The organism is Plantactinospora endophytica (genome assembly GCF_016862915.1).
Lineage (GTDB): Bacteria > Actinomycetota > Actinomycetes > Mycobacteriales > Micromonosporaceae > Plantactinospora > Plantactinospora endophytica.
Window position 1 is genome coordinate 326368 of record NZ_BONW01000005.1, and the last position, 22299, is coordinate 348666.

Here is a 22299-nt window from a genome sequence, read left to right on the forward strand (position 1 = left end):
CGGTGGCCGTCGGCGGGTACTTTCCCGAGGGGGCGCCAGGCGATGCCCGGACTGACCTACGCCGAGGTGGGCGCCACCCGTACCGGTGCGCTGCCGGCCGGATACCGGCACCTGCGGTACCGGGCCGCCCTGCCGTCGGACGGGTTCACCCGGGCGGGTGAGGCGGTGCTCTCCTGGCAGATGCACCGGGCCATGGGAGTCCGGATCGAGGCCAGCGCGCCCCGGGCCGAGCCGGGCGGCACGGTCACCGCCGGGCTCGGGCTCGGCCGGCTCCGGCTGGCCGCGCCCTGCGAGGTGGTCTGGACCGTACGCGACGAGCGGCGGGCCGGCTTCGGCTACGGCACCCTGCCCGGGCACCCGATGCGGGGCGAGGAGGCGTTCCTGGTCGAAGTCGCCGACGACGGTCGGGTGTGGTTCACCGTCACCGCCTTCAGCCGCCCGGCCAGCCCGCTGACCCGGCTCGCCGGGCCGCTGGTGCCGCTCTTCCAACGCGGCTACGCCTGGCGCTGCGCGTCCGTGCTCCGTCGGCTGGCCGCCGGCTGACGGCACGCCCGGTGGGCGACGCCCGCCGCTGCGTCGGCGTCCGGCCGGGCAGCTCGGTCGTCGGCTCCTTGGCCGACGTGTCGGCCTCGCCGACCCCGCCCGCCGGTGCCGCCGCCTCCGAGCCGCCTCCGAACCGGCTGCGGTCCACCGCGACTCGGCGTCCGGACGGAGGCGGACGGCGTGGGCGAGCCGGCCGCCGCCCGGGGCCGCATCGGTTCGGTGCCGTGGACGGTCAGAACCGGGCGAAGGAGCGGATCGGCATCCGTGGACCGAACCGGGGTGCGTGGTGACCGCCGGCCTCCAGCAGCACGCAGACCCGACCCCGATGACCCCGGAACGGCTCCAGCAGGGCCAGCATCCGGGCGTCGTCGCCGCGTACCTCGCCGGCCAGTGCCCAGGCGACCATGTTGGGGATGTGGTAGTCGCCGACGCTCACCGCGTCCGGGTCACCGAAGGCGATCCGGACCACCTCGGCGGCGGTCCACGGGCCGATCCCCGCAATCGCGGTGAGCCGGCCTGTCGCCTCGACCGGATCGGCGCACCGCTCCAGCCGGTCCGCCTCGGCCGCCGCCCGGCGCAGCGTCTCCGCCCGCCGCTGCTCCACGCCGAACGGGTGGAACACCCAGTACGGCGTGCTGGCGATCACCGCCGGCTCGGGCGGGGTCCAGAGTCCGGTCAGCGGGCCGGGGGCGGGGGCGCCGAACCGGCGTACCGTCGCCGCGTACGCCCGGAACGCCTCCTTGCCGGTGACCTTCTGCTCCAGGATCGCCCGGAGCAGCCGGGGGAAGACCTGCCCGGTGGCGGGTAGCCGGAGTCCTCGGTGGGTACGGGCCAACCGGTCCACCAGCGGGTGACCGGCGGCGAGCCGGTCGAAGTCGGTGAGGTCGTCGCGAAGCCCCGCCACTGCGTCGGCCCGGTCCAGCGCCCAGTCGGCGCCCGGGCCGTAGCCGTCGGCGACCAGGTCGGCGCCGGAACGGCGCAGCGCCAGGGTCGCCGGTCCGGCCGGGGTGCGGGTGGCCCACCAGAACGTGCCGTCGACGAACCGGGCGCAGGGGTCGTGCGCTCCCATCGCCAGCGACCGGAGCGAGCCGCCGAGGTGGTAGCGCTCCGGCGGGCGCAGCACCCGGCTCGCGGCCGGCCCGGTATCGGTCACCCGAACACTCTGCCACGCCGACCCGGGCTGCGACGGTACGACCACCTTGGCCGACCCGGGAATACGACGGGACGGCACCGGAACGCCCGTGCGCGTTCCGGTGCCGTCCGGCCTGTAGCGGTTCAGGTGCGGTCCGACCCGGTCTCCTCCTTCCGGACTTCTCGTCGTCGGACTTCCCTGGCGGCGGCGGGGGGTTGGGGACCGGTTGCCGCCGGTGGTGCGGGTGTGGCGGGAGCGTTCAACCGCTCAGGCCGCCGGCCGGCCGGGGGGACCGCCGACCGGGTGGATCACCGTACGGTGATCCGGACTACGTCGAAGGCCGGCACCTGGTTGGCGCGGGTCATCATCGGGATCCGGTGCGAGCCGTCGCCGGCCCAGACCGCACACTGCGCGGTACCCCGCTGGGTGAGCCCGGGCACGGTCACCGTGACGGTGTCCGGCTGGGCACCGCCCCGACCGTCCTCGGTCGCCACGAAGAACGCCGGGACCGGCGCCGGGTCCGGCGCGGCGCGGTTGCTGGTCAGCATCCGGCAGGCCGAGTGGAAGTGGCCGCGGACCAGGCCCTCGTCGGTGAGGAAGGAGCTCTCCAGGTAGTAGCCGCCCTGACCGGCCGGCAGGAACCGGTCTCGGACCAGGTTGCGGGTGCTGACCCGCAGGGTGAACTGCTGGTTCACCCGGACCGAGTTCGGCGCCTGGGTGATCAGCAGCGTCGGGTTCTGCTCCGGGGCGCCGACCTCACCGAACGCGGTGCCGACGCAGCGGGGCCCGTTCTGGAAGCCGTCGTGTGCCTGCAGGTCGCTGCCCGAGCAGTTCGCGCCCAGCGGTTCGAGGGCGGCCGGGTTACCCGGTGCGGCCGAGCTGGACGTACCCGGGCTGGGGGTGCAGTTGGCGCCGCCGCTGTTGGGGCGACCGCGCAGCGGGGCGCCGCCCTCCTGCCCGTCACCGGGGTGCTGCACGGCACCGTGGTCGTGGTACGACCGGGTCTGCGGCTTCGCCGCCGTGCCCGGGCCCTCGGCGGCGGCCGACGAGGACGGGTTCGGCGTGCCCGGGGCGCCGGTCGGGTTGCCCGTGGGCGCGTTGGTGGCCGGGGTGGTCGCGCACGGCTTGGCGGCGCTCGGCCGGTTGCGACCGAAGGTGCCGGCGTTCGAGATCTGGGTCACCGTGACGATCGCGCCGAACACGCCCAGCGTGGCCAGCACGGCGATCAGGCGCTTGTTGCGTGGCGGTCGGTTCGAGCGCCGCCGTGAGGAGCGGACGGGGGTGTTCACGTGGTGCCACCTCTTCCTTAGAGGGTTCGGTCAGCGAGGTCGAGTTCAGCGGGACCAGGCTGGTGGTGCCGACGACCAGCAGATCGTCAGCCGGGGCGGAATGCTGGGGCGGGCCGACACGGGCCCGGGTGCCGGCGATCGGCGCGCTGTCGGCCCGGCGGGGGTCACCGGGCGCGGCGCTGGCCACGGAGAACGCCGGAGCGGATGACGATCGTAGTCGCCAGGTGGCAACCCGTATATCGTCTCCATCTTCCTGCCTTTCCGATTATTCAGCCGGTAACGCGACGAAAAAACCGTACGGAATTCGTTGCCTGAGAGTCAAACCGTGGTAGAGAAGATAGGGATCTCTTGAGGCCCACTTAAAAGGAATTTATGTTTCGGGAGGCGAACCATCGGCAGCGGCTCCCGGACGGCCGGCGGAATGCTGGTCACGGCCCTGTGACCGTCCTCTGTGGTCGGTCCAGCCGACCCCGGAACCCTCCTCGCCACCGGCCCCGAGAGCGCCGCCCGCGCCGGCTGCCCCGGGCAGGCCGCGACGCCGGCCCCGAGCAGGGCCGGCGTCGCAGCCGGAGAGCGGTCGTTGCCGCGCGCCGCTTCCGGGATCATGACGGCGACCGACCGCGCCTACCCTGGCTACGGCCGGCCGCCGGGTCTGTGGGGCAGTACCCGTGCCGTGGACCCTCAGTAGCTGAGCCCGCCCTGCTCCTCTTCCTCCGCTTCGGCCGGTGGCGGCGCGACCGGCTTCGGCGTACCGGTCGGCAGGCAGCTCAGGTTCTTGGTGCCGGTGGGGGTCACCACGAACCAGGTACCGCCGACGCCCTGGCCCTTCCACTGGCCGGCCTTCTTGTCGCCGATGTAGCGGTACACGGGCCAGCCGCCGATGGTGATCTGCCTGGTGCCGTCCGGCCGGGTGACCGTGCCGACCTTGTCGGCGGCGACGCCCTTGAGGTCGGGCGTGCTGTTGGTGAGCGCCGGCGGCCACACCCGGGCACACTCGCCGGCACAGGTCGTCGTCGGCGGCTTCGCCGAGTCCCGGTCGAACCGGTAGAGCACGAAGCCCTTGTCGTCGGTCACCACCTGGCCCATCCGGGGGACGCGTTTGCCGACCAGGCCGGCGGTGACGTCCACATCGGCCACCTCGACCGGTTTCGGAGCCGCCGGGGCGCTCGGTTCGGCGGTGGGGTCGGCTGCGGCGTTCGCCGCCGGCTGCGCGTTGCCGGCGTTCTGCGGGTTGCCGGCGGCGTTGTTCGGAGTGGTTCCTGCGGGTGCGCAGGCCGTCATCGCGGCCAGCGCCACACCGGCGACGACGACGCCGGTCCGCTTTCTGGGTGCCACGTCCCCTCCTCTGTTGGACAGGTTGCCGGGAAGTACGGCCGCTCGGGCCGCCCGGATGAGGCAATTCGCAGTGGACAATTTCACAGCGGGACGTTGAACCGTTGCGCCGCGTGGTACGTACAAATCAGGAACGGGTGCGGCCGGGTGTATTCCGTGCCCGTCGGCAAAGCTGTCGCGGCGGGCCGGTGGCCCACCTTTGGCGCACAATTATCCGAGCGGTGGTGGGCCGGGAACGGTGCGTGTTTCCGGGCCGACCCGTCCGCCGTACCCGCCGTCTCCGGTGCGGGGGAGCGGGCCGGCGGGACGGGTCAGGCCCGTACGGTCACCAACGGATCCACGTCACCGTCGTCGTCGATCACCTGCACCTGGAGCTGGCCGATGTCGTCCGAGTCGGTGGACGTGGCGGTCTCCAGCGGCAGCGGGTTGGGCTGGGCCTTCGTGCCGTAGCCCTCCGGTGGCACCTTCCAGCTCGACAGGGGCTCGACGTCCCCGTTCTTGTGGATCAGCACCAGCCGGCACGTCTTCGGACCGGACAACCCGCTCAACGCGTACGAGATCCGGGTGCCCCAGGGGGTGGAACCCAGGACCACCTCCATGGTCACCCCGCTGGTCGAGTCGGTCGCGGTCAGCCGCTGGCCGGCGGGGGCGGGCCGGCCGGTGGCACTCGGGCCGGTGCCGGGCGGCTGGGCGGTGGTCGCCGGATCGGCGAGCTGGGTCCCGGCGAACAGCGCCGCACCGCTCAGCGTCGCCACCAGGACGAACCCGGCCGCGAGACTGTAGAGCCGTCGGCTGCGGGCCCGGCGCCGGTCCGCACCGACCGCTGCGACGACCCGCTCGAAGAGCATGCCGTCGGTCTCCGAACGCTCGGCCACCACCAGGTCGTGGCCGTCGACCTCGGCCAGCACGTCCACCACCGGGAGCAGTGACTCCAGCTCCAGCCCGCACTGTGCGCAGCCCGCCAGGTGCTCCTCGAAGCGCAGGGTGTCGCGTTCGTCGAGAACGCCGAGCGCGTACGACGCGACGTCCCAGTGGATCTCGGCGTTCACTCGGTCACCCCCCGCTCCAGCAGAGCCGCGCGGAGCGCCCGGAGCGCGTAGTAGACCCGGGACTTCGCGGTGCCGAGCGGCAACCCGAGTTCCTCGGCCGCCTCCGGCACGGTGCGTCCCTGGAAGTACGTCGCCACCAGCACCTCCCGGTGCGGCTGGCTCAGTGTGCGCAGGGCGTCGGTGATGGTCATCATCCGCAGCACCCGGTCCGTGTCGTCCGACTCGGAGAACCCTTCGAGGTCCCGGTCGTACGTCTCGGCGGGTCGGGCCTGCTCGCTGCGGTGGTCGTCGATCACGATCCGCCGGGCCACGGTGACGAGCCAGGGGCGCAGTGACGACTGGCCCTGGGTGCCGAGTCGGTGTGCGTTGCGCCAGGCGCGTAGCAACGTCTCCTGTACGACGTCCTCGGCGCGCTGGCGGTCGCCGCCGGTGAGCCGCAGGACGAACATCAACAGAGGTTTGGCATGTTCCTCGTAGAGCACTCGGACGAGTTCGTCGGAGTGCCTCGTCTCGGCGGGGGTCGAATTATGGCGGCCGGCAGCCGGTCGCGGTGTCACCGGCCCATCATTCCGTTCGACGGGCCGCGCGTCGAGACTTTTCCGGTACCGAATTGACCGGCGTTGCGAGGTGGCGCACATTCGCCCCGGCATGACCGTGTCGCCATACCATCCGCTGGCTACCGCCTGCATCGCACCCATACCTCCGCGTCGACGCGCACGACCCCCCGGCCCCGTGCCGGGCACTGTCGAGCCGCCGACGAGAGGTACGGATTCCGACCGGGCCCGGATCAACGGACATCGGAGAAGTTCTGTGCGAACCCGCAGGTCCGGCGCCGGTGCATCCCGGTCTGTCCGTCTAGATGACGATGTCTGGCCGACCGGACGACGGCGCCCACCCGACGAAACAGCGACGCCTGCCCGACAGGGCAACGGCGCTTCCCGACGGACCACGGACGGAACAGCGGCGCCCGCCCGACAAGGCAGCGTTGCCTCCCCGACGGAACAGCGGCGCCGTGCCTGAGGGAACGGCGGCGCCGGTCCGGCTAGATGGCGATGTGGAAGCTGCCCGGCGGAGGTGGTGTGGACGGCCGGGCGGCGCTGTCGGTGACCACCCGGGCACCGTCGGCGAAGCGGTCCAGGTCGGGGCCGGTCAGCACCCGGCCGGGAAACCAGTCCCCGGCGGTACGCCGGACCAGGTCCGGGATCGGCAGTTCGGCACGGCTGGCGGCCAGCACCAGGTTGCCGTACCGGCGACCGCGCAGCACCGCCGAGTCGGCGATCAGGCAGACCTCGGGCAGTACCGCGCGCAACGTGGCGACCTGGGCGCGGGCGTACTTCAACGGCGGGCCGTCCGCGACGTTGACCACGTGCACGCCGCCGGAGCGCAGTACCCGGGCCGCCTCGGCGGCGAACTCCACAGAGGACAGATGGGCCGGGGTACGGGCACCGGCGAAGACGTCGGCCACCACCACGTCGTAGCTGCCGTCCGGTGCCGTGCCGAGCACCTCCCGGGCGTCGCCGACCCGGACCCGCAGCCGGGGGTCGGCCGGCCAGGGCAGCTTCTGCCGGACCAGGTCCACCAGGGCCGCGTCGACTTCGACCACCCGCTGCGGCGAGCCGGGCCGGGTGGTCGAGACGTACCGGGGCAGGGTCAGCGCTCCGCCGCCGAGGTGCAGGACCCGCAGCGGTTCACCGGCCGGCGCGACGAGGTCCAGCACGATGGCGATCCGGCGGACGTACTCGAATTCCAGGTGTGTCGGGTCGGTGAGGTCGACGTGCGACTGCGGCGCCCCGTCGACCAGCAGGGTGTACGAGTTCGGCCGGTCCGGGTCCGGGCGCAGTTCCGCGAGACCGCCGGCCACCTTCACCGCGATCGCGTCACTGCGCCGTTTCCGCCCCACCGTCGAAGTATTCCCTGGTTCAGCGGGTGTAGGCCGGCGGGGCGGCCCGGGTGGTGGCGAGGGTGAGGGCGCGGTGCAGCAGCCGGCCGTCGCCGAGCCGGGCCCGCAGCCGGCGTTCCAGCCCGGCGATCGGGATCAAATTCTGCGGGGCCCGCGGGTCCTTGTAGGGGGTGGAGGCGAACTTCGGCAGGGTGACCAGGGAGAGGTTGGCCAGCTCGACCGCCTGCTGCTCGGCCAGTTCGGCCGAGCACTCGACCCGGACGATCCCGGCCCACGGGCCGCGCCCCGAGCCGGGCAGCCGCAGATACCACGAGTAGCCGCCCCAGGCCGTACCGAGCCGGAACACCGGGGAGCGTTCCCGGGCGCGCAGCCCGGTGACGAGCGCGGTGTGCCGGGCGTCGAGGTATTGGCTGTGCTGGGTCTTGATGTAGCCGAGGGTGCGCGGCAGTTGCCGCCGGCTGCGCAGCGGGCCGTCCACCACCAGCAGGTCGCCGTCGTCGCGGACCGCGCCGGAGACCTTCACTTCGAGCGCGGTCAGCGGCCCCTGCACCGCCGCCGGCAGCTTGCTCAACTCGCCGGTCCCGCTGAGCCGGTGTACGGCGTACCGGATCTGCCCCGCGACCACGTCCTGCGCGGACGGGCTGGCGGTGAAGAGTCCCCGCTCCACCTCGGCACCGGCCAGTTCCGCCGCGCCCCGGCGCAGGTCGCACCGGACCACCCCGGCGGCGTACGAGGCGGCCAGGCCGGGGTACGAGGTGCCGTCCGGCTCCTCCGTCCAGACGCTGGCGTCGATCCGGCGTACCCCGTCGACCAGCAACACCACGTCCGGCGGCTCGACGGAGTCCGGGGCGGTGAGCGGGCGCCACTCGTCGGCGGGCAGCTCGACGTCGGTCTGCACCTGGGCACTGCTCGGTGCCGCCGGTCCACCGGGTGCCTCGAACGAGGCGCCGTAGGCCGGATCCCAGGCGTCGACGAAGAGCCGGGCGTTCACCGGCCGGTCCGTTCCACCCGGGAGCTGCGGGCGTCCTTGCGTACCTCGAACCGGACCGGGATCCGTTCGGCCAGCGCCGGTACGTGGGTGACCACCCCGACCATCCGGTCGCCCCGGGCGGCCAGGTTTTCCAGCGTGGCGGCGACGGTGTCCAGAGTGGACGCGTCCAGGGTGCCGAAGCCCTCGTCGAGGACGATCGACTCCAGGCTGGCGGTGGTGGTCGACAGTCCGGCGAGCTGTTCGGAGAGGGCCAGCGCCAGTGCCAGCGACGCCTGGAAGGTCTCGCCGCCCGACAGCGTCCGTACCGCCCGGCGCAGCCCGGCGTCGTGGTGGTCGAGTACGAAGAACTCGCCCTTGTCGTGGGTCAGGTCGTATTGACCGTCGGTCAGTTCGCGCAGGATCCGGGAGGCGCCGTCGACCAGCAGGTCGAGCGCCTCGGCGAGCAGCCAACGTTCGAAGTTGTTGGCCCGCAGGTGCCCGGCGAGCGCCTTGGCGACCCGGGACTCGCGCTCGTGCCCGGCCCGCTGTTCGCGCAGCTCCCGGGCCTGCTCACGGCGTTCGACCAGCCGCCGGTGCTCGGCCTCGGCCCGCTCGACGGCGACCACGGCCAGTCGTACCGGGTCGGCCTCGGCGGCCGGACGGTCGTGCCCGGCGGCGGTGAAGAGCGCGGCGACCCGTTCCGTCACGGCGTCGACGGTGTGCCGCGCCTCGGTCACCGCCGAGGCGGCGTCGGCCCGCTTCGCGCGGCGCTCCTCGGTGGCCCGGGCCGCCCAGTCGGCGAGCCCGGCCCAGGCGGCGGTCACGTCGGCCCGGTCGGCGGCGGGCGGGCCGAGCCGGGCCACCCCGTCCCGGACGGTGTCGAAGGCGTGCCAGGCGCCGCGCAGCCGCTCCTCGGCCGCCTCCACGCCGGCCCGGGCCCGGCGGGCGGTCTCCCGGGCCGCGCGCACCGCGCCGCCGGCCGTCTCCAGGTCGCGGCGGAGCTTGGCGAGCGTGTCGAGCTGCTCGCGCAGCGCGGCCGGGCCGGGCGAGTCGGCGAGTCGGGCGTCGAGGTCGGCCAGTCGGGCGGTGAGTTGCTCGTGCCGGGCGCGGGCCTGGTCGAGGGTGCGTTCCAGATCGCGGGCGGCCCGGTCCCGCTCGGCCACCAGCCGGTCGGCGGCGTCGGCGGCTGCCCTGGCTGCCTCGCCGGCCTTCTTCGCGGCGGCCACCGCCGAGCCCGTCGGCAGCGCCGGCACCTCGGTCACCGGCTGCGCGCAGACCGGGCAGGGCGCCCCGGCGTGCAGGTGGGCCCGCAGTGCCGCCGCCCGGTCGGCGGTCTGCGCCTCCTGGTAGGCGGTCCGGGCCGCTTCCAACTCCGCGCCGGCCCGCGCGGCGGCGGCCCGGGCCGATTCGAGCGCGGCCACCGCCGCGTCGTGGTCGGCGCCGGCCGAGTCCAGCGCGCCGGCCAGCGTCGCCGCCTCGCCGGCCACCTGCTTGCGCTCGGTGTGCGCCTGTTGCAACAGCCGCAGCGCCGCCGGGTCGCCGGCACCGGCCAGCTCGCCCCGGAGCTTCTCCTCGCGTTCCTCGGCCACCGTCACCGCCGCCGACGCCTCGATGGCCTCCGCCCGCGCGCCCGCGACCGCCTCGGCGACCACCGCCAGATCCCGGGGCGGCCGGACCCGGGCGAGTTCGGCGAGTTCGGCGTCGAGCGCGGCCAGCCCGCGTTCCGCCTCGGTCGCGGCGGTACGGGCGGCCCGGAGTTCGGGTACGGCCGCGTCGACCCCGCCGGCCAGTTCCCGCATCGCGTCAACCCGGGCGGTGGCGGTGGCCAGGGCGTCGTCGTCGATCCCGGTCAGCCCGTCGAGTACCCGGGCGACGGTCTCCAGCGCGGCGTCGGCCCGGCCGGCCCGGGCGGTGGCCCGCTTCTGCACCTCCTCGTAGACGCCGAGGCCGAGCAGGTTGACCAGGATCTGCTGCCGGGTCGCCGGTTTGGCGTGCAGGAAGTCCGCGAACTGCCCCTGCGGCAGCAACACGCAGCTGGTGAACTGCTCGTACGGCAGCCCGACCGCCTCCAGCACCGCCTCGTCCATCTCGGCCGGGGTGCCGGCGACCACCTCGCCGAGGTCGTCCGGGCTCAGCCCGGTGTCAAGTTTGGTCACGTCGAAGCCGGCCGGCATCAGTTGCAGGCCGGCGTTGCCGGTCTTGACGTTGCCCCGGCCGTCCCGCCGGACCACCCGGGTCGCCACGTAGCGGGCGCCGGCCGACTCGAAGACCAGTCGGACCCGGGCCTCGGCGGCCGACGGTGCCAGCGCGTTGGCGATGCCCCGGGCGCCGCCCCAGCGCGGTGCGGTGCCGTAGAGGGCGAAGCAGATCGCGTCGAGCACGCTGGACTTGCCCGACCCGGTCGGCCCGACCAGGGCGAAGAAGTCCGCGTCGGTGAAGTCGACGGTGGTGGCCTCCCGGAAGGCGGTGAAGCCGGCCAGGTCGAGCCGGAGCGGACGCACTATTAGGTCGCCTCCTCGTCCATCACGGTTTCGACGCCTCCTCGTAGAGTTCGTCGAAGAGTTCGCGTACCCCGTCGTCGGCCTGGCCCCGGCTGGTCAGGTAGTCGCCGAACAGCTCTCTCGGGGAACGGCCGGCCCGCTGGGCGGCCCGGGTCGCACCGGAGTTGGGCAGCAGTTCCGGGTCGATCCGGATCTCCAGGGCCCGGGGCAGCAACTCCTGCACCTCCTCACGCAGCCCGGCCCGGGGCGCCTCCCGGACGAGGACCCGCAGCCAGGCCGTGGAGTCGTCGATCCTGGCGAGTTCGGCCAGCGTGCCGCGTACGGTGCGCAGCGGCGCCGCCGCCGTGATCGGGACCTCCCGGACCCGGGCGGCGGTCCGGGTGGTCACCTCGACGATGCTGACCGAGGGCCGGTTCTCCTCCTCGCCGAAGTCGATCGGCAGCGGGCTGCCGCTGTAGCGGACGTGACACGGCCCGAGCACCTGCTGGGCCCGGTGCAGGTGACCCAGTGCCACGTAGTGCGCGCCGCCCGGAAAGACCGAGGCCGGTACGGCGTAGTTGAGCACCGTGTGCGCCTCCCGTTCACCGCCGCCGGTGCGGGCGCCGACCACCGTCATGTGCCCGGTGACCAGGTGCACCCGGTCGGGGGAGTCGAAGCCCTCGGTCAGCCGGGCGAGCACCCGCCCCACGTGGTCGGCGTACGTCTGCACCGCCTCGGCGGCGGTCAGCTCGTACATCTCGACGGCGCGGACCGCGTACCGCTGGGAGAGGAACGGCAGCGCGACCAGCCGCCACGCCTCGCCCCCGGCGGTGGTGCCGTCGATGATGTGCTCGGCCGGGTTGTCCCGGACGCTGCCCCGCAGCGCGATGCCGGCGGCCTCGGCCCACGGGCGCAGCGCGTCCAGGGCCGGGCCGTTGTCGTGGTTGCCGCCGATCGCGACGACCTGGGCCCCGGTGTTGCGCAGCGCGGAGAGGGCCCGGGTGACCAGCCGGGTCGCCTCCGGGGTCGGCGCCGCGGTGTCGTAGAGGTCACCGGCGACGATCACCAGGTCGGGGGACTCGGCCTTGGCGACCTCGACGAGCTGGGCGAGGGCGTCCCGGTGCTCGCCGATCCGGGACTGTCCCTTGAGGACCTTACCGACGTGCCAGTCGGAGGTGTGCAGGATCTTCACGGGCCGCCCGTAACTCTAGAAGGGGATGTCGTCGTCGGAGAGCGTTCCGGCCCGCCCGCCGACCACCGCGAACGGGTCGGCGGCCTGGGTGATCGAGCGGAGCGTCCCGGACGGGGCGGCGCCGGCCTCGGAGACCCGGGTCGCCCAGGCCGGGAAGGGGAAGTCCAGGCAGAGCGGTACCGGGATGTCCGGCTGGTTGACGAACATGGTGCCGGGCTTGGCGAGCAGCGCCCGCTGCCGCTGCGCGGCGGGGAGGAAGCCGTACTCCGGGCGGGACGCCTCGGCCGGGTCGAGCCGGCCCACCACCCGGATCGCCGAGTTGGTGACGATCCGCCGCTCCACCTCGCTGGCGGTCTGCTGCGCGCCGATCAGGATCACCCCGAGCGAGCGGCCCCGCTCGGCGATGTCCAGCAGCACCTCCTTGATCGGCGAGGACCCCTCCCGAGGGGCGTACTTGTTCAGCTCGTCGAGGACGACGAAGAGCAGCGGCTTGGCGGTGCCGGCCTTCTCCTTGCGCTCGAACTCGGTCTTCAGGGTCACCCCGACCACGAACCGCTGCGCCCGGTCCGGCAGGTTGTGCAGGTCGACCACGGTCACCTGCGCGCTCTCGCTGGTGTTCACGCTGTGCGGTCGGCGAGTGGCCAGATCTCCCCTGATCAGCCGGGCCAGGTCCTTCTTGCTGCCGATCAGCCGGCGGGCGAACGCGTTGACGGTGCCCATGTTGACCGCGCTGCCGGCCCACTCCGAGCGGGTCTCGTCGTCGGTGAGCTGCTCGACGACGTGGTCGACCAGGTCGGGGTAGGAGTTGATGCGTACCCCGTCGACGCTGACCCCGCCGTCGGCGGGCTGGGCGTACCGGGCCAGGTGGGCGGCGACCGAGTGCACGACCATGGTGTATTGCTGGCGCTCGTCGTCGGCGTCGGCGAAGACGTACGGCAGCAGGCGGTCGGCGCAGAACTCGGTGAGCGTCCAGTAGAAGCTGTCCACTCCGGAGAGTCGGCTGCTCACGTCCGGGGTGCCGGAGGAGTCGCCGGCCCGGGGCGGCGCGTAGACCCGGACGTCCGGGAACGCCCCGGCGTCCAGCCCCAACTTGGCGTACGTCTCGGTGGTGGGCCCGTCCAGCCGGCTGTTGGGGTGGTCGAGGAAGAGCAGGTCCTCGCCCTTGACGTTGAAGATCAGTGCCTTGGCGTTCACCGCGTCGCCGCCGAGCACCCCGGAGCGGAAGACCGAGTAGAGCAGGAAGGTGGCGAAGCTGGTCTTGGTGGCCACCCCGGAGATGCCGGAGATCGACACGTGTGCGCCCCGGGAGCCGTCCAGGAAGTCGGCGTTGAGGAAGACGGGTACGCCGTCCCGGCCGATCCCCATCGGCACCCGGCGTTCCATCCGGTCGAAGTGCAACGCCGCCGACCGGGCCTCGCCCTCGGCCCGGTAGACCACCGCGCCGGGCGACGGCGGCACGTAGAACTCCGGGTCGACCCGGGTGGTGGTGATCTCGGCCGCCTCCTGGACCATCGCCGGCAGGGTGCCGTCGGCGATGGCGAAGACGTCGGAGTCGAACTGTGCGCCCTCGTGCCGGGCCCGGACCTGGGTGACCACTCCGGCGATGGTGACCGGCTCCCGGTCGGGCAGCTCGCGCCGGGTCACCACCACGTCGTCGAGCTGGAGGTAGCTGCCCGGGTGGACGGCCGTCCAGAACTGCAACGGGGTGGCGTCGGCGGTGCCGAGCACCCGGCCGACCTCGGTGCCCGGACCCTCGGGTGGGCTGTCGGTCACCGCGCGACTCCGGTCGGTGTCGCCCCGGTCGCCGTCGGCCCGGTCAGGGTAGGAATCTGGTCAAGACACACGAGTCGCATCCTGCCTCACTAGTACGACACCGTGCCACGCGGCGCGGCGGGAACGCCCGAGGGAGCATCCCGTGGCCGCCGGGTTCGTCCCGTGGTCGGTCGTACACGGCTGCTTTGCGCCACCTTAACCAGATCTTGGCGGTCCGCTCCCGGTGTCCGGCTAGCCTCCTGCGCCATGATGACCCTCAATCCGCCCACCGGCCGGGGCAACACGCCGGCACCGGTCCCGCGCGCCACCGGCCGGCGCCGGCGTACCCCGGCCGTCGTGGCCCTGCTGCTGGCCGTGGCCGCCGGTGCCGGAAGTGCCGTCACCGCCGAGCCCGCTCCGGCCGCCGCCGAGCCGGGCCGGGTGCACGTCTCGGCGAACTTCGACAACGGCGCGCTGCCGGCCGGCTGGCGGGCGGTCGACGGCACCTGGCGGGTGCAGAACGGCCGGCTGTACGGCACCTCGGCCAGCTCCAGCCAGAACAACAAGATCACATTTGGGGCGTACCTGGAGCACTTCCGCTTCGAGGCGACCGTACGCTTCGAGTCCGTGACCGCGAGCACCCGCTGGGCCGCGCTCGGCCTCGACGTACCGGCCACCGGGGCGACCCCGTGGTGGATCGCCACCATGCGCAGCGGCAGCACCGCCGCCAACGGGCTGGAGTTCGCCGAGCGCACCACCGGCAACGCCTGGAACGTGACGAACACCGCCGCCGCGCCGACCGCCGCCGGCACCGGCCGGGACGTCCGGGTCGCCATCGAGGTCTACGGCAGCCAGGCCCGGTGGTCCTTCGACGGCCGGGAGATCCTCCGGACCGGCAGCCTGCGCCGCTCCGGCACGGCCGGTCAGGCGCTCTTCGTCAACGGCGCCACCGTCTCCTTCGACGACGTCCGGATCACCGAGCTGGCCCCGAGCCCCCTGCTCCGGCGGCCGGGCGGCCCGGTCGCGGTGATCGCCCACCGGGGCGCCTCGGCGGCGGCGCCGGAGAACACCCTGGTCGCCCAGGATCTGGCCCGCCGGGGCGGCGCGGACTGGATCGAGAACGACGTGCAGCCGAGCAGCGACGGCGTCCCGTTCGTGCTGCACGACTCGACGGTGGACCGCACCACCGACGGCACCGGCGCGATCCGCTCGCTGACCAGTACCCGGCTCAAGACGCTGGACGCCGGCTCCTGGTTCGCCCCGCAGTTCGCCGGGACCCGGATGCCGACCCTGGCCGAGCAGTTGGCGGATCTGCGTACCAAGGGCGGTCGGCTGGTGCTGGAGATCAAGGGCGCGCACAGCCGGGCCGAGGTGTCCCGGATCGTCCAGGTGGTCCGCGAGCAGCAGATGACCGAGCGGGTACTGGTGCAGAGCTTCGAGGTGGACGTGCTGCGGTACACCCGCGAACTCGCCCCGGAGCTGCCGCTCGGGCTGCTCCGCAGCACCCTGGACGCGGATCCGGTGGCCATCTCGGCGTCGCTCGGCCTGGCCACCTACAACCCGTCGTCGGCGGCCCTGCTCAGCCGGCCGGCGATCGTCGGCAACCTGCACCGGGCCGGGATCGCGCTGATGGTCTGGACGGTGGACACCCCGACCGGCTGGCGGCAGCTCGACGACCTGGGCGTGGACGGGATCATCACCAACCGCCCGGCCGAACTCGTCACCTGGAACGCCGGCCAGAACTAGGCCCGTCCGGCGGGCGCCCCGGCGGTCACGCACCAGCCGGGGCACCCGCCGGAGGCTCGCGGCAACGGACGACCGGTCCGGACCGGCAGCCGGCGCCGGCCGGAGGCTCAGCTTCGGGCGTACCGGAGCAGCAGCTCGTCCCCGGCGGCCAGGACGTGCCGCAGCGACATCCCGTGCGGTGTGGTGGTCGGCCCGGCGGTGATCCGCCCGGCGCCCGGACCCGTCAGCATCGGCGCGACCGTCAGGCAGACCTCGTCGACCAGCCCGGCGGCGGTCAGCGAGCCGAACAGGTGTGGGCCGCCCTCGCTGAGCAGTTGCCGGTGCCCCCGGCGGTGCAGCTCGGCCAGCCCGGCGGCCAGGTCGACCTGCTCGTCACCCCGGCGCACCAGGTCGGCGACGTCGGCGAGCCCCGGCGGGGCCTCGGCCCGCTCGGCGGTCACCACCACCGGCCGGACCGGGGCGTCCGCGAAGGCCGCCGAGGACGGGTCGAGGTTCAGTGCCCGGGAGACCACGACCAGGGTCGGGTACTCGGCCAGCCCGTGCTCCCGGCGCCAGGCGCGGCGCCGCTCGTCCAGTTTCAGCGCCCGGTACGCCTCGTGCCGCAGCGTGCCGGCGCCGACCAGCAGCGCGTCGCAGACCATCCGGAGCAGTCCGAAGACACGCTTGTCCGGCGCGCTGGACAGCCCGGCGGAGTGGCCGTCCAGTTCCACCGCACCGTCGATGCTGGCGACGAAGTTCATCCGCAGGTGTGGCCGCTCGACCCGGGGATAGAGCGCGATCAGCGCCGGGTCGTCCAGGGCTGCCGCCACCGGGTCAGGCCACAACCGGGTTATTCCGACATTACCGGTCATTCGCTGGCCGGACCGGTGACCGGAGGGACGGGTACGGGGGTACGGTGCTGGCAGTCGCACCAGTTGCGGCCCCGGCAGTCGTCGTGCCTGTCGTCCCGGCAGGCTCGGCAGATCATGCCGGTAAGCCTATGCCGAGAGGGTGGGAGACCGATGCGCCGTCAGATCTTCCAGCTCAAGGTGTCGCTCGCCGACGTCACACCGCCGGTCTGGCGGCGGGTGCTGGTGCCGGGCGGCTACACCCTGGACCGGGTGCACCGGGTGTTCCAGTCCGTACTGGGCTGGCAGAACTGCCACCTGCACTCGTTCGACATCGGCGGGGTCCAGTACGGCGTACCGGACCCGGAGGGGGAGCTGACGCTCCGCGACGAGCTGGACACCCGGCTGGACGCGGTGGCGACCAAGGGCGGACGGTTCCTCTACACGTACGACTTCGGCGACTGGTGGGAACACGACGTGACCGTCGAGGACGTCTTCGGCGCCGATCCCGACGAGCGGTATCCGGTCTGCTCCGCCGGGGCGGGTGCCTGCCCACCGGAGGACGTCGGCGGTCCGTTCGGCTACCGGCAGTTCCTCGTGGCGATGGCCGACCCGGGGCATCCGGAGCACGAGTCGCTGCGGAACTGGCTCGGCCGGTCCTTCGATCCGTCGACTTTCGACCCGGGCCGGGCGAGCACCCTGGCCCGCTGGCTGAGCTGACCCGGGTACGCCCCGGGCGGTAGCCGGTCCCCGATCACAGGTCCCCGGCGGCGGGCCGGGTGGGATCCCGGAAATCGCCGGTCGGGGTCCCTGGAACCACTGTGGATCGGCCGGTCGCCGACCGTCTTCCCGTACGATCTCGGGCCGGTCCGGCCACCCGCCGGTCGGCCGGAGGTTGGCGCGCTCGTTACCTCGGGGATAACGCCCGCTTTGCGGGTGAGTGACCCAGCGCCGACGGTAACGAAATGGGAACGCTCCCATCCGCCCATTGACACCCCCGAAACGCCCCGGCAATCTCATGGGAGCGCTCCCGGCGATTTGTGGCCCAGGCCACAGAACCGCCGCTGGAGCCGTCGGACCGAATCCCCATCGACCGGCGCCGGGCCGACCGCCCGGCGCCGGTCGGCGGGCGGAAACACCCGCACCAGAGACCGGAACACCGGGGCACCCACCACCAGCAGCACCGTTCGGACACACGAATCTCCGCCACCACCACACCACGAGTTACCCACCTGAGAGGGGTCAGGGATGAGCGTCATCAGGCGCCGGCTCCGCACCGTCGCGGTCGCCGCGCTCGCCGCGGGCGTGGCTCTCGGCAGCACGGCGTGCAGCAAGAGCGACAACGAGGGGTCCACCGGCGAAGGGGGACAGGTCAAGCTGGTTCTGCAGACCTTCTCGAACTTCGGTTACGACCAGGCGATCAAGGACTTCGAGGCCGCCAACCCGAACATCAAGGTCGAGCACCAGAAGATGGGCGAGCTGCGCGACTTCCAGCCGAAGCTGGTGCAGTGGCTCGCGGCGGGCAGCGGCGCGGGCGACGTGGTCGGGCTCGAAGAGGGCGTGCTGCTGGGGTACGTGCAGAACCACGACAAGTTCGCCAACCTGCTCGACCTCGGGGCCAGCGACCTGAAGAGCGGCTTCCCGGAGTGGAAGTGGAACAACGCCCTCACCCCGGACGGCAAGAAGCTGATCGGGCTCGGCACCGACGTGGGCGGCCTGGCCATGTGCTACCGCAAGGACCTCTTCCAGCAGGCCGGTCTGCCGACCGACCGCACCGAGGTGTCGAAGCGGATGAGCACCTGGCAGGACTACATCGCGCTGGGCAAGGAGTTCAAGGCCAGCGGCAAGGCCAAGGCCGCCTGGCTGGACAGCGCCACCAGCCTGATGCAGCCGCACGTCATGCAGAACTCCGAGACGTTCTTCTTCGACAAGGACAACAAGTTCATCGGCGAGACCAACCCGATCGTCAAGCAGACCTGGGACATGGGCCTGCAGATGGCGGCCGACGGCCTGACCGCCAAGGCGCAGCGCTGGAGCGCCGACTGGGACGCCGCCTTCAAGAACTCGGCGTTCGCCACCATCCCGTGCCCGTCCTGGATGACCGAGGGTGTGATCGCCCCGAAGTCCGGCCCGGCGAACTCCGGCAAGTGGGACATCGCCAACATCCCCGGCGGTGGCGGTAACTGGGGCGGCTCCTACCTGGCGGTGCCGGCGCAGACCAAGCACCCGAAGGAGGCGTACCTGCTGGCCAAGTACCTGACCAGCAAGGAGGGCCACCTGGCCGCGTTCAAGGAGGCCGGGGCCATGCCGTCCGACATCGCGGGCATCGAGGACCCGGCGTTCAAGGACAAGAAGAGCGAGTACTTCAGCGGCGCGCCGACCGGGCAGATCTTCGGCGACAGCGTCAAGAACATGAAGCCGGTCTTCCTCGGCGCCAAGCACCAGCAGATCTGGGAGACGGTGGTCGAGCCGCAGATGCAGGCGGCCGAGCGGGGCCAGGTCAGCTCCGACGCCGGCTGGAAGAAGGCGATGGACGAGGCCAAGAAGCTGACCAGCTGAGTCGACCGGTGACCTGCCGTTCCCACGGGCGAGCAGTGCCCGTGGGCCGGCGGCGGTGCCCACACCCGAGGAGGGTGTGGGCACCGCCGCGAGGTCACCGGCTGGCCCACCTCCCCGGAAGGACCCCGCAATGAGCTCTGCTGTCGGCGCGGCACCACCACGGCACGCTGCCACGCCACCCACCCCGGAACCCACGCACCGCCGCCGGTCGTACCGGCTCGGTCGGTGGGACATCAAGTACTCCCCGTACCTCTACGTCGCCCCGTTCTTCATCCTCTTCGGGGTCTTCGGCCTCTTCCCGGTCCTCTACACGGTCTACGTCTCGCTCTTCGAGTACGACCTGCTCAGCGGCACCAAGGAGTACGTCGGGCTGGAGAACTACCGGGTCCTGCTGGACGACGCCCAGTTCTGGAACGCCGCCTACAACACCTTCGGCATGTTCGTGCTCAGCACCGTGCCGCAGCTCGTCGTGGCGCTGATGATCGCCAACCTGCTGAACCGGCAGATGCGGGCCCGCACGCTGTTCCGGATGGGAATCCTGATCCCCAACATCACCTCGGTGGCCGCGGTCGGCATCATCTTCGCGCTGATCTTCGCCGACCGGTACGGCCTGGTGAACTGGCTGCTCGGCACCGTCGGCATCGACCCGGTCGCCTGGCGGGACAACCGGTACGCCTCCTGGTTCGCGATCGCCTTCATGGTCGACTGGCGGTGGACCGGCTACAACGCGCTGATCTACCTGGGTGCGATGCAGGCGATTCCCCGGGACCTCTACGAGTCGGCGTCGCTGGACGGCGCCTCCACCTGGCGGCAGTTTTGGAAGATCACGGTTCCGCTGATCCGGCCGACCATCCTCTTCACGATCATCATCTCGACCATCGGTGGCCTACAGATCTTCACCGAGCCCCTGATGTACGGCTTCGGGCTGATCCGCGGCGGCGCCTCGAACGAGTTCCAGACGCTGGCGATGTACATCTACGAACGGACCTTCACCGGCAACTTCGAGTACGGGTCCGGCGCCGCGATGTCCTGGCTGCTCTTCCTGATGATCGTCGTCTTCGCCCTGATCAACTTCGCGATGGTCCGCCGCTCGGTCAAGGGGGAGCAGAAGTGACCACCATGCAGACCCTGCCCCGTACGGTGACCCCGGCGCCACAGCCGCCCCGCCGACGCCGCCGGGCCGCGCCCGGAGCCCGGCTCTGGGAGGCCAGCCCGCTGACCTACCTCGCGCTGGTGATCGGTTCCATCCTGTCGGTCTTCCCGATCGTCTGGTCGTTCATCATCGCCTCCCGGGACAACAGCGCGGTCTACGAGATGCCGCCCACCCCGGGTGGAAAGCTCTTCGAGAACATCGACCGGATGCTGGCCAACGAGGACGCCGCGTTCCTCTACGGCCTGGTCAACTCGGCCGTGGTCTCCTCCGTGGTGACCATCTCGGTGATCTTCTTCTCCACCCTGGCCGGCTTCGCCTTCGCCAAGCTCAGGTTCCGGGGCAGCAACGCCCTGCTGCTGGTGATCATCCTGACCATGATGGTCCCGACCCAGCTCGGCATCATCCCGCTCTACCTGATGATGGTGGAGCTGGGCTGGACCGGCACCCTCCAGGCGGTCATCGTGCCGTTCCTGGTGCAGGGCTTCGGGGTCTTCATGATGCGCCAGTACGCCATGTCCGCGGTCAGCGACGAGCTGATCGAGGCGGCCCGGCTCGACGGCTGCTCCACCTGGCGGGTCTACTGGAACGTGGTGCTGCCGGCACTGCGCCCGGCGGCGGCCGTACTCGGGCTGCTGACGTTCATGCAGACCTGGAACGAGTTCCTCTGGCCGTTCGTCGTGCTCACTCCCGACACGCCGACCGTGCAGTACTCGTTGAAGATCCTTTCGTCCGGCCTCTACCAGACGGATTATGTAGCTCTGTTCGCCGGCACCGCGCTGGCGACCCTGCCGCTGCTGATCGTGTTCATCATCTTCGGCCGCCAGATCATCGGCGGCATCATGGAAGGCGCCGTCAAGTCGTGAGCAACTCCACGAGCCCACAATCCATCCAACTGCTCGAGGAGGGTGAAGGCGCGACCTTTCCCCCCGGCTTCGTCTGGGGCGCGGCCACCGCGGCCTACCAGATCGAGGGGGCGGTGCACGAGGGCGGTCGAAGCGCATCGATCTGGGACACCTTCAGCCACACCCCGGGGCGGGTCCTGCACGGGCACACCGGGGACGTCGCCTGCGACCACTACCACCGGTACCGGGACGACGTGAAGCTGATGGCCGAGCTGGGGCTGAAGGCGTACCGGCTGTCGGTGGCCTGGCCCCGGATCCAGCCGGACGGGCACGGGCCGGGCAACCAGGCCGGGCTGGACTTCTACCGGCGGCTCGCCGACGAGCTGCTGGAACACGGCATCGAGCCGTGGGTCACCCTCTACCACTGGGACCTGCCGCAGGCGATCGAGGACGCCGGCGGCTGGCCCAACCGGGACACCGCCGCCCGGTTCGCCGAGTACGCCGAGCTCACCCACGCCGCCCTCGGCGACCGGGTACAACACTGGATCACCCTGAACGAGCCGTGGTGCTCGGCCTTCCTCGGCTACGGCTCCGGCGTGCACGCGCCGGGGCGTACCAATCCGGGCGAGGCGGTGCGGGCGGCGCACCACCTGATGCTCGGGCACGGCCTGGCGACCCGGGCCATCCGGGCGGCCCGGCCGGACGCCGAGGTCGGCATCACCCTCAACCTGTACGCGGTCTCCCCGCAGACCTCCTCGGACGGCGACGCCGACGCGGCCCGCCGGATCGACGGGCTGGCCAACCGGATCTTCCTGGACCCGGTGCTGCGCGGCAGCTACCCGTCGGACGTCGTCGCCGACCTGGCGGCGGTGACCGATCTCGGTCACGTCCGGGACGGCGACCTGGAGACCATCTCCACCCCGATGTCGTTCCTCGGCATCAACTACTACAGCCGGCACGTGGTCGCCGCCCCGGTCGAGGGTGTCGAGCCGGAGCCGTACTGGCGGGCCCAGTCCTGCTGGCCCGGCAGCGAGCAGGTCCGGTTCGTCACCCGGGGTGTCCCGGTGACCGACATGAACTGGGAGATCGACGCGCCCGGGCTCACCGAGACCCTCCAGCGGGTGCACCGGGACTACCCGGAACTGCCGCTCTACATCACCGAGAACGGTTCCGCCTTCGTCGACGAACTGGTGGACGGCCGGGTCGACGACGCCGACCGGCTGGGCTACTTCGAGGCGCACCTGCGGGCCTGCCACACGGCGATCGGCTCCGGAGTGCCGCTGCGGGGCTACTTCGCCTGGTCACTGCTTGACAACTACGAGTGGGCGTGGGGCTACACCAAGCGCTTCGGCATGGTCTACGTCGACTACGAAAGCCAGCGCCGGATTCCCAAGTCAAGCGCCAGGTGGTATGCCGACGTGATCCGACGTAACGGTTTGGCCGCACAATAGGCGTGGTCAGCCAGTATTGGGGGTGCCCGGCACCGACCCGCACGGGATCGGTGCCGGACACCCGACGTCGGAGGGACAGACG

At 72.3% G+C, this 22299-nt stretch carries 18 protein-coding genes; 7 read left to right on the top strand and 11 right to left on the bottom strand.

Annotated elements, in window-relative coordinates; genetic code table 11:
• The first annotated feature begins 42 nt into the window (after positions 1 to 42).
• Positions 43 to 543, top strand: coding sequence for a DUF1990 domain-containing protein (locus Pen02_RS08895; protein ID WP_203865423.1), 501 nt, complete (start codon positions 43 to 45; stop codon positions 541 to 543).
• Between the two features lie 232 nt (positions 544 to 775).
• Here the strand turns inward: Pen02_RS08895 and Pen02_RS08900 are convergent, their stop codons facing one another.
• From Pen02_RS08900 to Pen02_RS08945, 10 genes are all read right to left on the bottom strand, one after another.
• Entirely contained in the window at positions 776 to 1696 is a 921-nt protein-coding gene (locus tag Pen02_RS08900; protein WP_203865424.1) for a DNA-3-methyladenine glycosylase family protein, read from the bottom strand.
• Between the two features lie 287 nt (positions 1697 to 1983).
• The gene (locus tag Pen02_RS08905) at positions 1984 to 2964 is read right to left on the bottom strand and encodes a Pecanex-like protein 1 (RefSeq protein ID WP_203865425.1); all 981 of its coding nucleotides are present in this window, start codon (positions 2962 to 2964) and stop codon (positions 1984 to 1986) included.
• Between the two features lie 681 nt (positions 2965 to 3645).
• Positions 3646 to 4299, bottom strand: a complete 654-nt coding sequence (locus tag Pen02_RS08910) for a COG4315 family predicted lipoprotein (protein WP_203865426.1) — start codon at positions 4297 to 4299, stop codon at positions 3646 to 3648.
• A 308-nt stretch (positions 4300 to 4607) separates the two neighbouring features.
• A complete protein-coding gene (locus tag Pen02_RS08915) occupies positions 4608 to 5345 on the bottom strand; it encodes a zf-HC2 domain-containing protein (protein WP_203865427.1) in 738 nt (245 codons plus the stop codon).
• Positions 5342 to 6034: a sigma-70 family RNA polymerase sigma factor gene (locus Pen02_RS08920; protein WP_203865428.1), complete on the bottom strand. Its 693-nt coding sequence runs from the start codon at positions 6032 to 6034 to the stop codon at positions 5342 to 5344. Before Pen02_RS08920 ends, Pen02_RS08915 begins: the two co-directional genes overlap by 4 nt.
• A gap of 353 nt (positions 6035 to 6387) precedes the next feature.
• The gene (locus Pen02_RS08925) at positions 6388 to 7245 is read right to left on the bottom strand and encodes a spermidine synthase (RefSeq protein ID WP_203865429.1); all 858 of its coding nucleotides are present in this window, start codon (positions 7243 to 7245) and stop codon (positions 6388 to 6390) included.
• Positions 7246 to 7264: 19 nt separating this feature from the next.
• Positions 7265 to 8236, bottom strand: coding sequence for a hypothetical protein (locus tag Pen02_RS08930; RefSeq protein WP_203865430.1), 972 nt, complete (start codon positions 8234 to 8236; stop codon positions 7265 to 7267).
• Positions 8233 to 10716 carry an AAA family ATPase gene (locus Pen02_RS08935; RefSeq protein ID WP_203865431.1) on the bottom strand — a complete coding sequence of 828 codons (2484 nt, stop codon included), beginning with the start codon at positions 10714 to 10716 and terminating at the stop codon, positions 8233 to 8235. Before Pen02_RS08935 ends, Pen02_RS08930 begins: the two co-directional genes overlap by 4 nt.
• A gap of 22 nt (positions 10717 to 10738) precedes the next feature.
• Positions 10739 to 11887 carry an exonuclease SbcCD subunit D gene (locus tag Pen02_RS08940; protein WP_203865432.1) on the bottom strand — a complete coding sequence of 383 codons (1149 nt, stop codon included), beginning with the start codon at positions 11885 to 11887 and terminating at the stop codon, positions 10739 to 10741.
• A gap of 15 nt (positions 11888 to 11902) precedes the next feature.
• On the bottom strand, positions 11903 to 13660 hold the full coding sequence (locus Pen02_RS08945; protein WP_203865433.1) for an ATP-binding protein: 1758 nt from the start codon (positions 13658 to 13660) through the stop codon (positions 11903 to 11905).
• Between the two features lie 246 nt (positions 13661 to 13906).
• On the opposite strand from Pen02_RS08945, the gene Pen02_RS08950 reads away from it, so the two are divergent.
• Positions 13907 to 15385 carry a glycerophosphodiester phosphodiesterase gene (locus Pen02_RS08950; RefSeq protein WP_239140301.1) on the top strand — a complete coding sequence of 493 codons (1479 nt, stop codon included), beginning with the start codon at positions 13907 to 13909 and terminating at the stop codon, positions 15383 to 15385.
• A gap of 107 nt (positions 15386 to 15492) precedes the next feature.
• On the opposite strand, the gene Pen02_RS08955 is transcribed toward Pen02_RS08950, so the two are convergent.
• A complete protein-coding gene (locus Pen02_RS08955; RefSeq protein WP_203865434.1) occupies positions 15493 to 16236 on the bottom strand; it encodes a pyrimidine reductase family protein in 744 nt (247 codons plus the stop codon).
• Between the two features lie 150 nt (positions 16237 to 16386).
• Here Pen02_RS08955 and Pen02_RS08960 point away from each other — a divergent pair, with 150 nt between their 5' ends.
• The 5 genes from Pen02_RS08960 to Pen02_RS08980 all read left to right on the top strand — a co-directional run bounded on the left by Pen02_RS08960 (position 16387) and on the right by Pen02_RS08980 (position 22217).
• Entirely contained in the window at positions 16387 to 16932 is a 546-nt protein-coding gene (locus Pen02_RS08960; protein ID WP_203865435.1) for a plasmid pRiA4b ORF-3 family protein, read from the top strand.
• 528 nt (positions 16933 to 17460) lie between these two features.
• Positions 17461 to 18771, top strand: coding sequence for an extracellular solute-binding protein (locus tag Pen02_RS08965; protein WP_203865436.1), 1311 nt, complete (start codon positions 17461 to 17463; stop codon positions 18769 to 18771).
• 130 nt (positions 18772 to 18901) lie between these two features.
• Complete coding sequence (locus tag Pen02_RS08970; protein ID WP_203865437.1) at positions 18902 to 19885, top strand: carbohydrate ABC transporter permease; 984 nt, start codon at positions 18902 to 18904, stop codon at positions 19883 to 19885.
• Between the two features lie 5 nt (positions 19886 to 19890).
• Complete coding sequence (locus Pen02_RS08975; protein WP_203865520.1) at positions 19891 to 20787, top strand: carbohydrate ABC transporter permease; 897 nt, start codon at positions 19891 to 19893, stop codon at positions 20785 to 20787.
• The gene (locus Pen02_RS08980; protein ID WP_203865438.1) at positions 20784 to 22217 is read left to right on the top strand and encodes a GH1 family beta-glucosidase; all 1434 of its coding nucleotides are present in this window, start codon (positions 20784 to 20786) and stop codon (positions 22215 to 22217) included. The genes Pen02_RS08975 and Pen02_RS08980 overlap by 4 nt, the downstream gene beginning before the upstream one ends.
• Positions 22218 to 22299: the final 82 nt, after the last annotated feature.

What these genes read in the sequence shown, in the direction of transcription:
- Pen02_RS08895 (WP_203865423.1), top strand. Translation starts at nt 43, where the DNA reads ATGCCCGGACTGACCTACGCCGAGGTGGGCGCCACCCGTACCGGTGCG.
- Pen02_RS08920 (WP_203865428.1), bottom strand. Translation starts at nt 6,034, where the DNA reads ATGCAGGCGGTAGCCAGCGGATGGTATGGCGACACGGTCATGCCGGGG.
- Pen02_RS08950 (WP_239140301.1), top strand. Translation starts at nt 13,907, where the DNA reads ATGATGACCCTCAATCCGCCCACCGGCCGGGGCAACACGCCGGCACCG.
- Pen02_RS08955 (WP_203865434.1), bottom strand. Translation starts at nt 16,236, where the DNA reads ATGACCGGTAATGTCGGAATAACCCGGTTGTGGCCTGACCCGGTGGCG.
- Pen02_RS08960 (WP_203865435.1), top strand. Translation starts at nt 16,387, where the DNA reads ATGCGCCGTCAGATCTTCCAGCTCAAGGTGTCGCTCGCCGACGTCACA.
- Pen02_RS08965 (WP_203865436.1), top strand. Translation starts at nt 17,461, where the DNA reads ATGAGCGTCATCAGGCGCCGGCTCCGCACCGTCGCGGTCGCCGCGCTC.
- Pen02_RS08970 (WP_203865437.1), top strand. Translation starts at nt 18,902, where the DNA reads ATGAGCTCTGCTGTCGGCGCGGCACCACCACGGCACGCTGCCACGCCA.
- Pen02_RS08975 (WP_203865520.1), top strand. Translation starts at nt 19,891, where the DNA reads ATGCAGACCCTGCCCCGTACGGTGACCCCGGCGCCACAGCCGCCCCGC.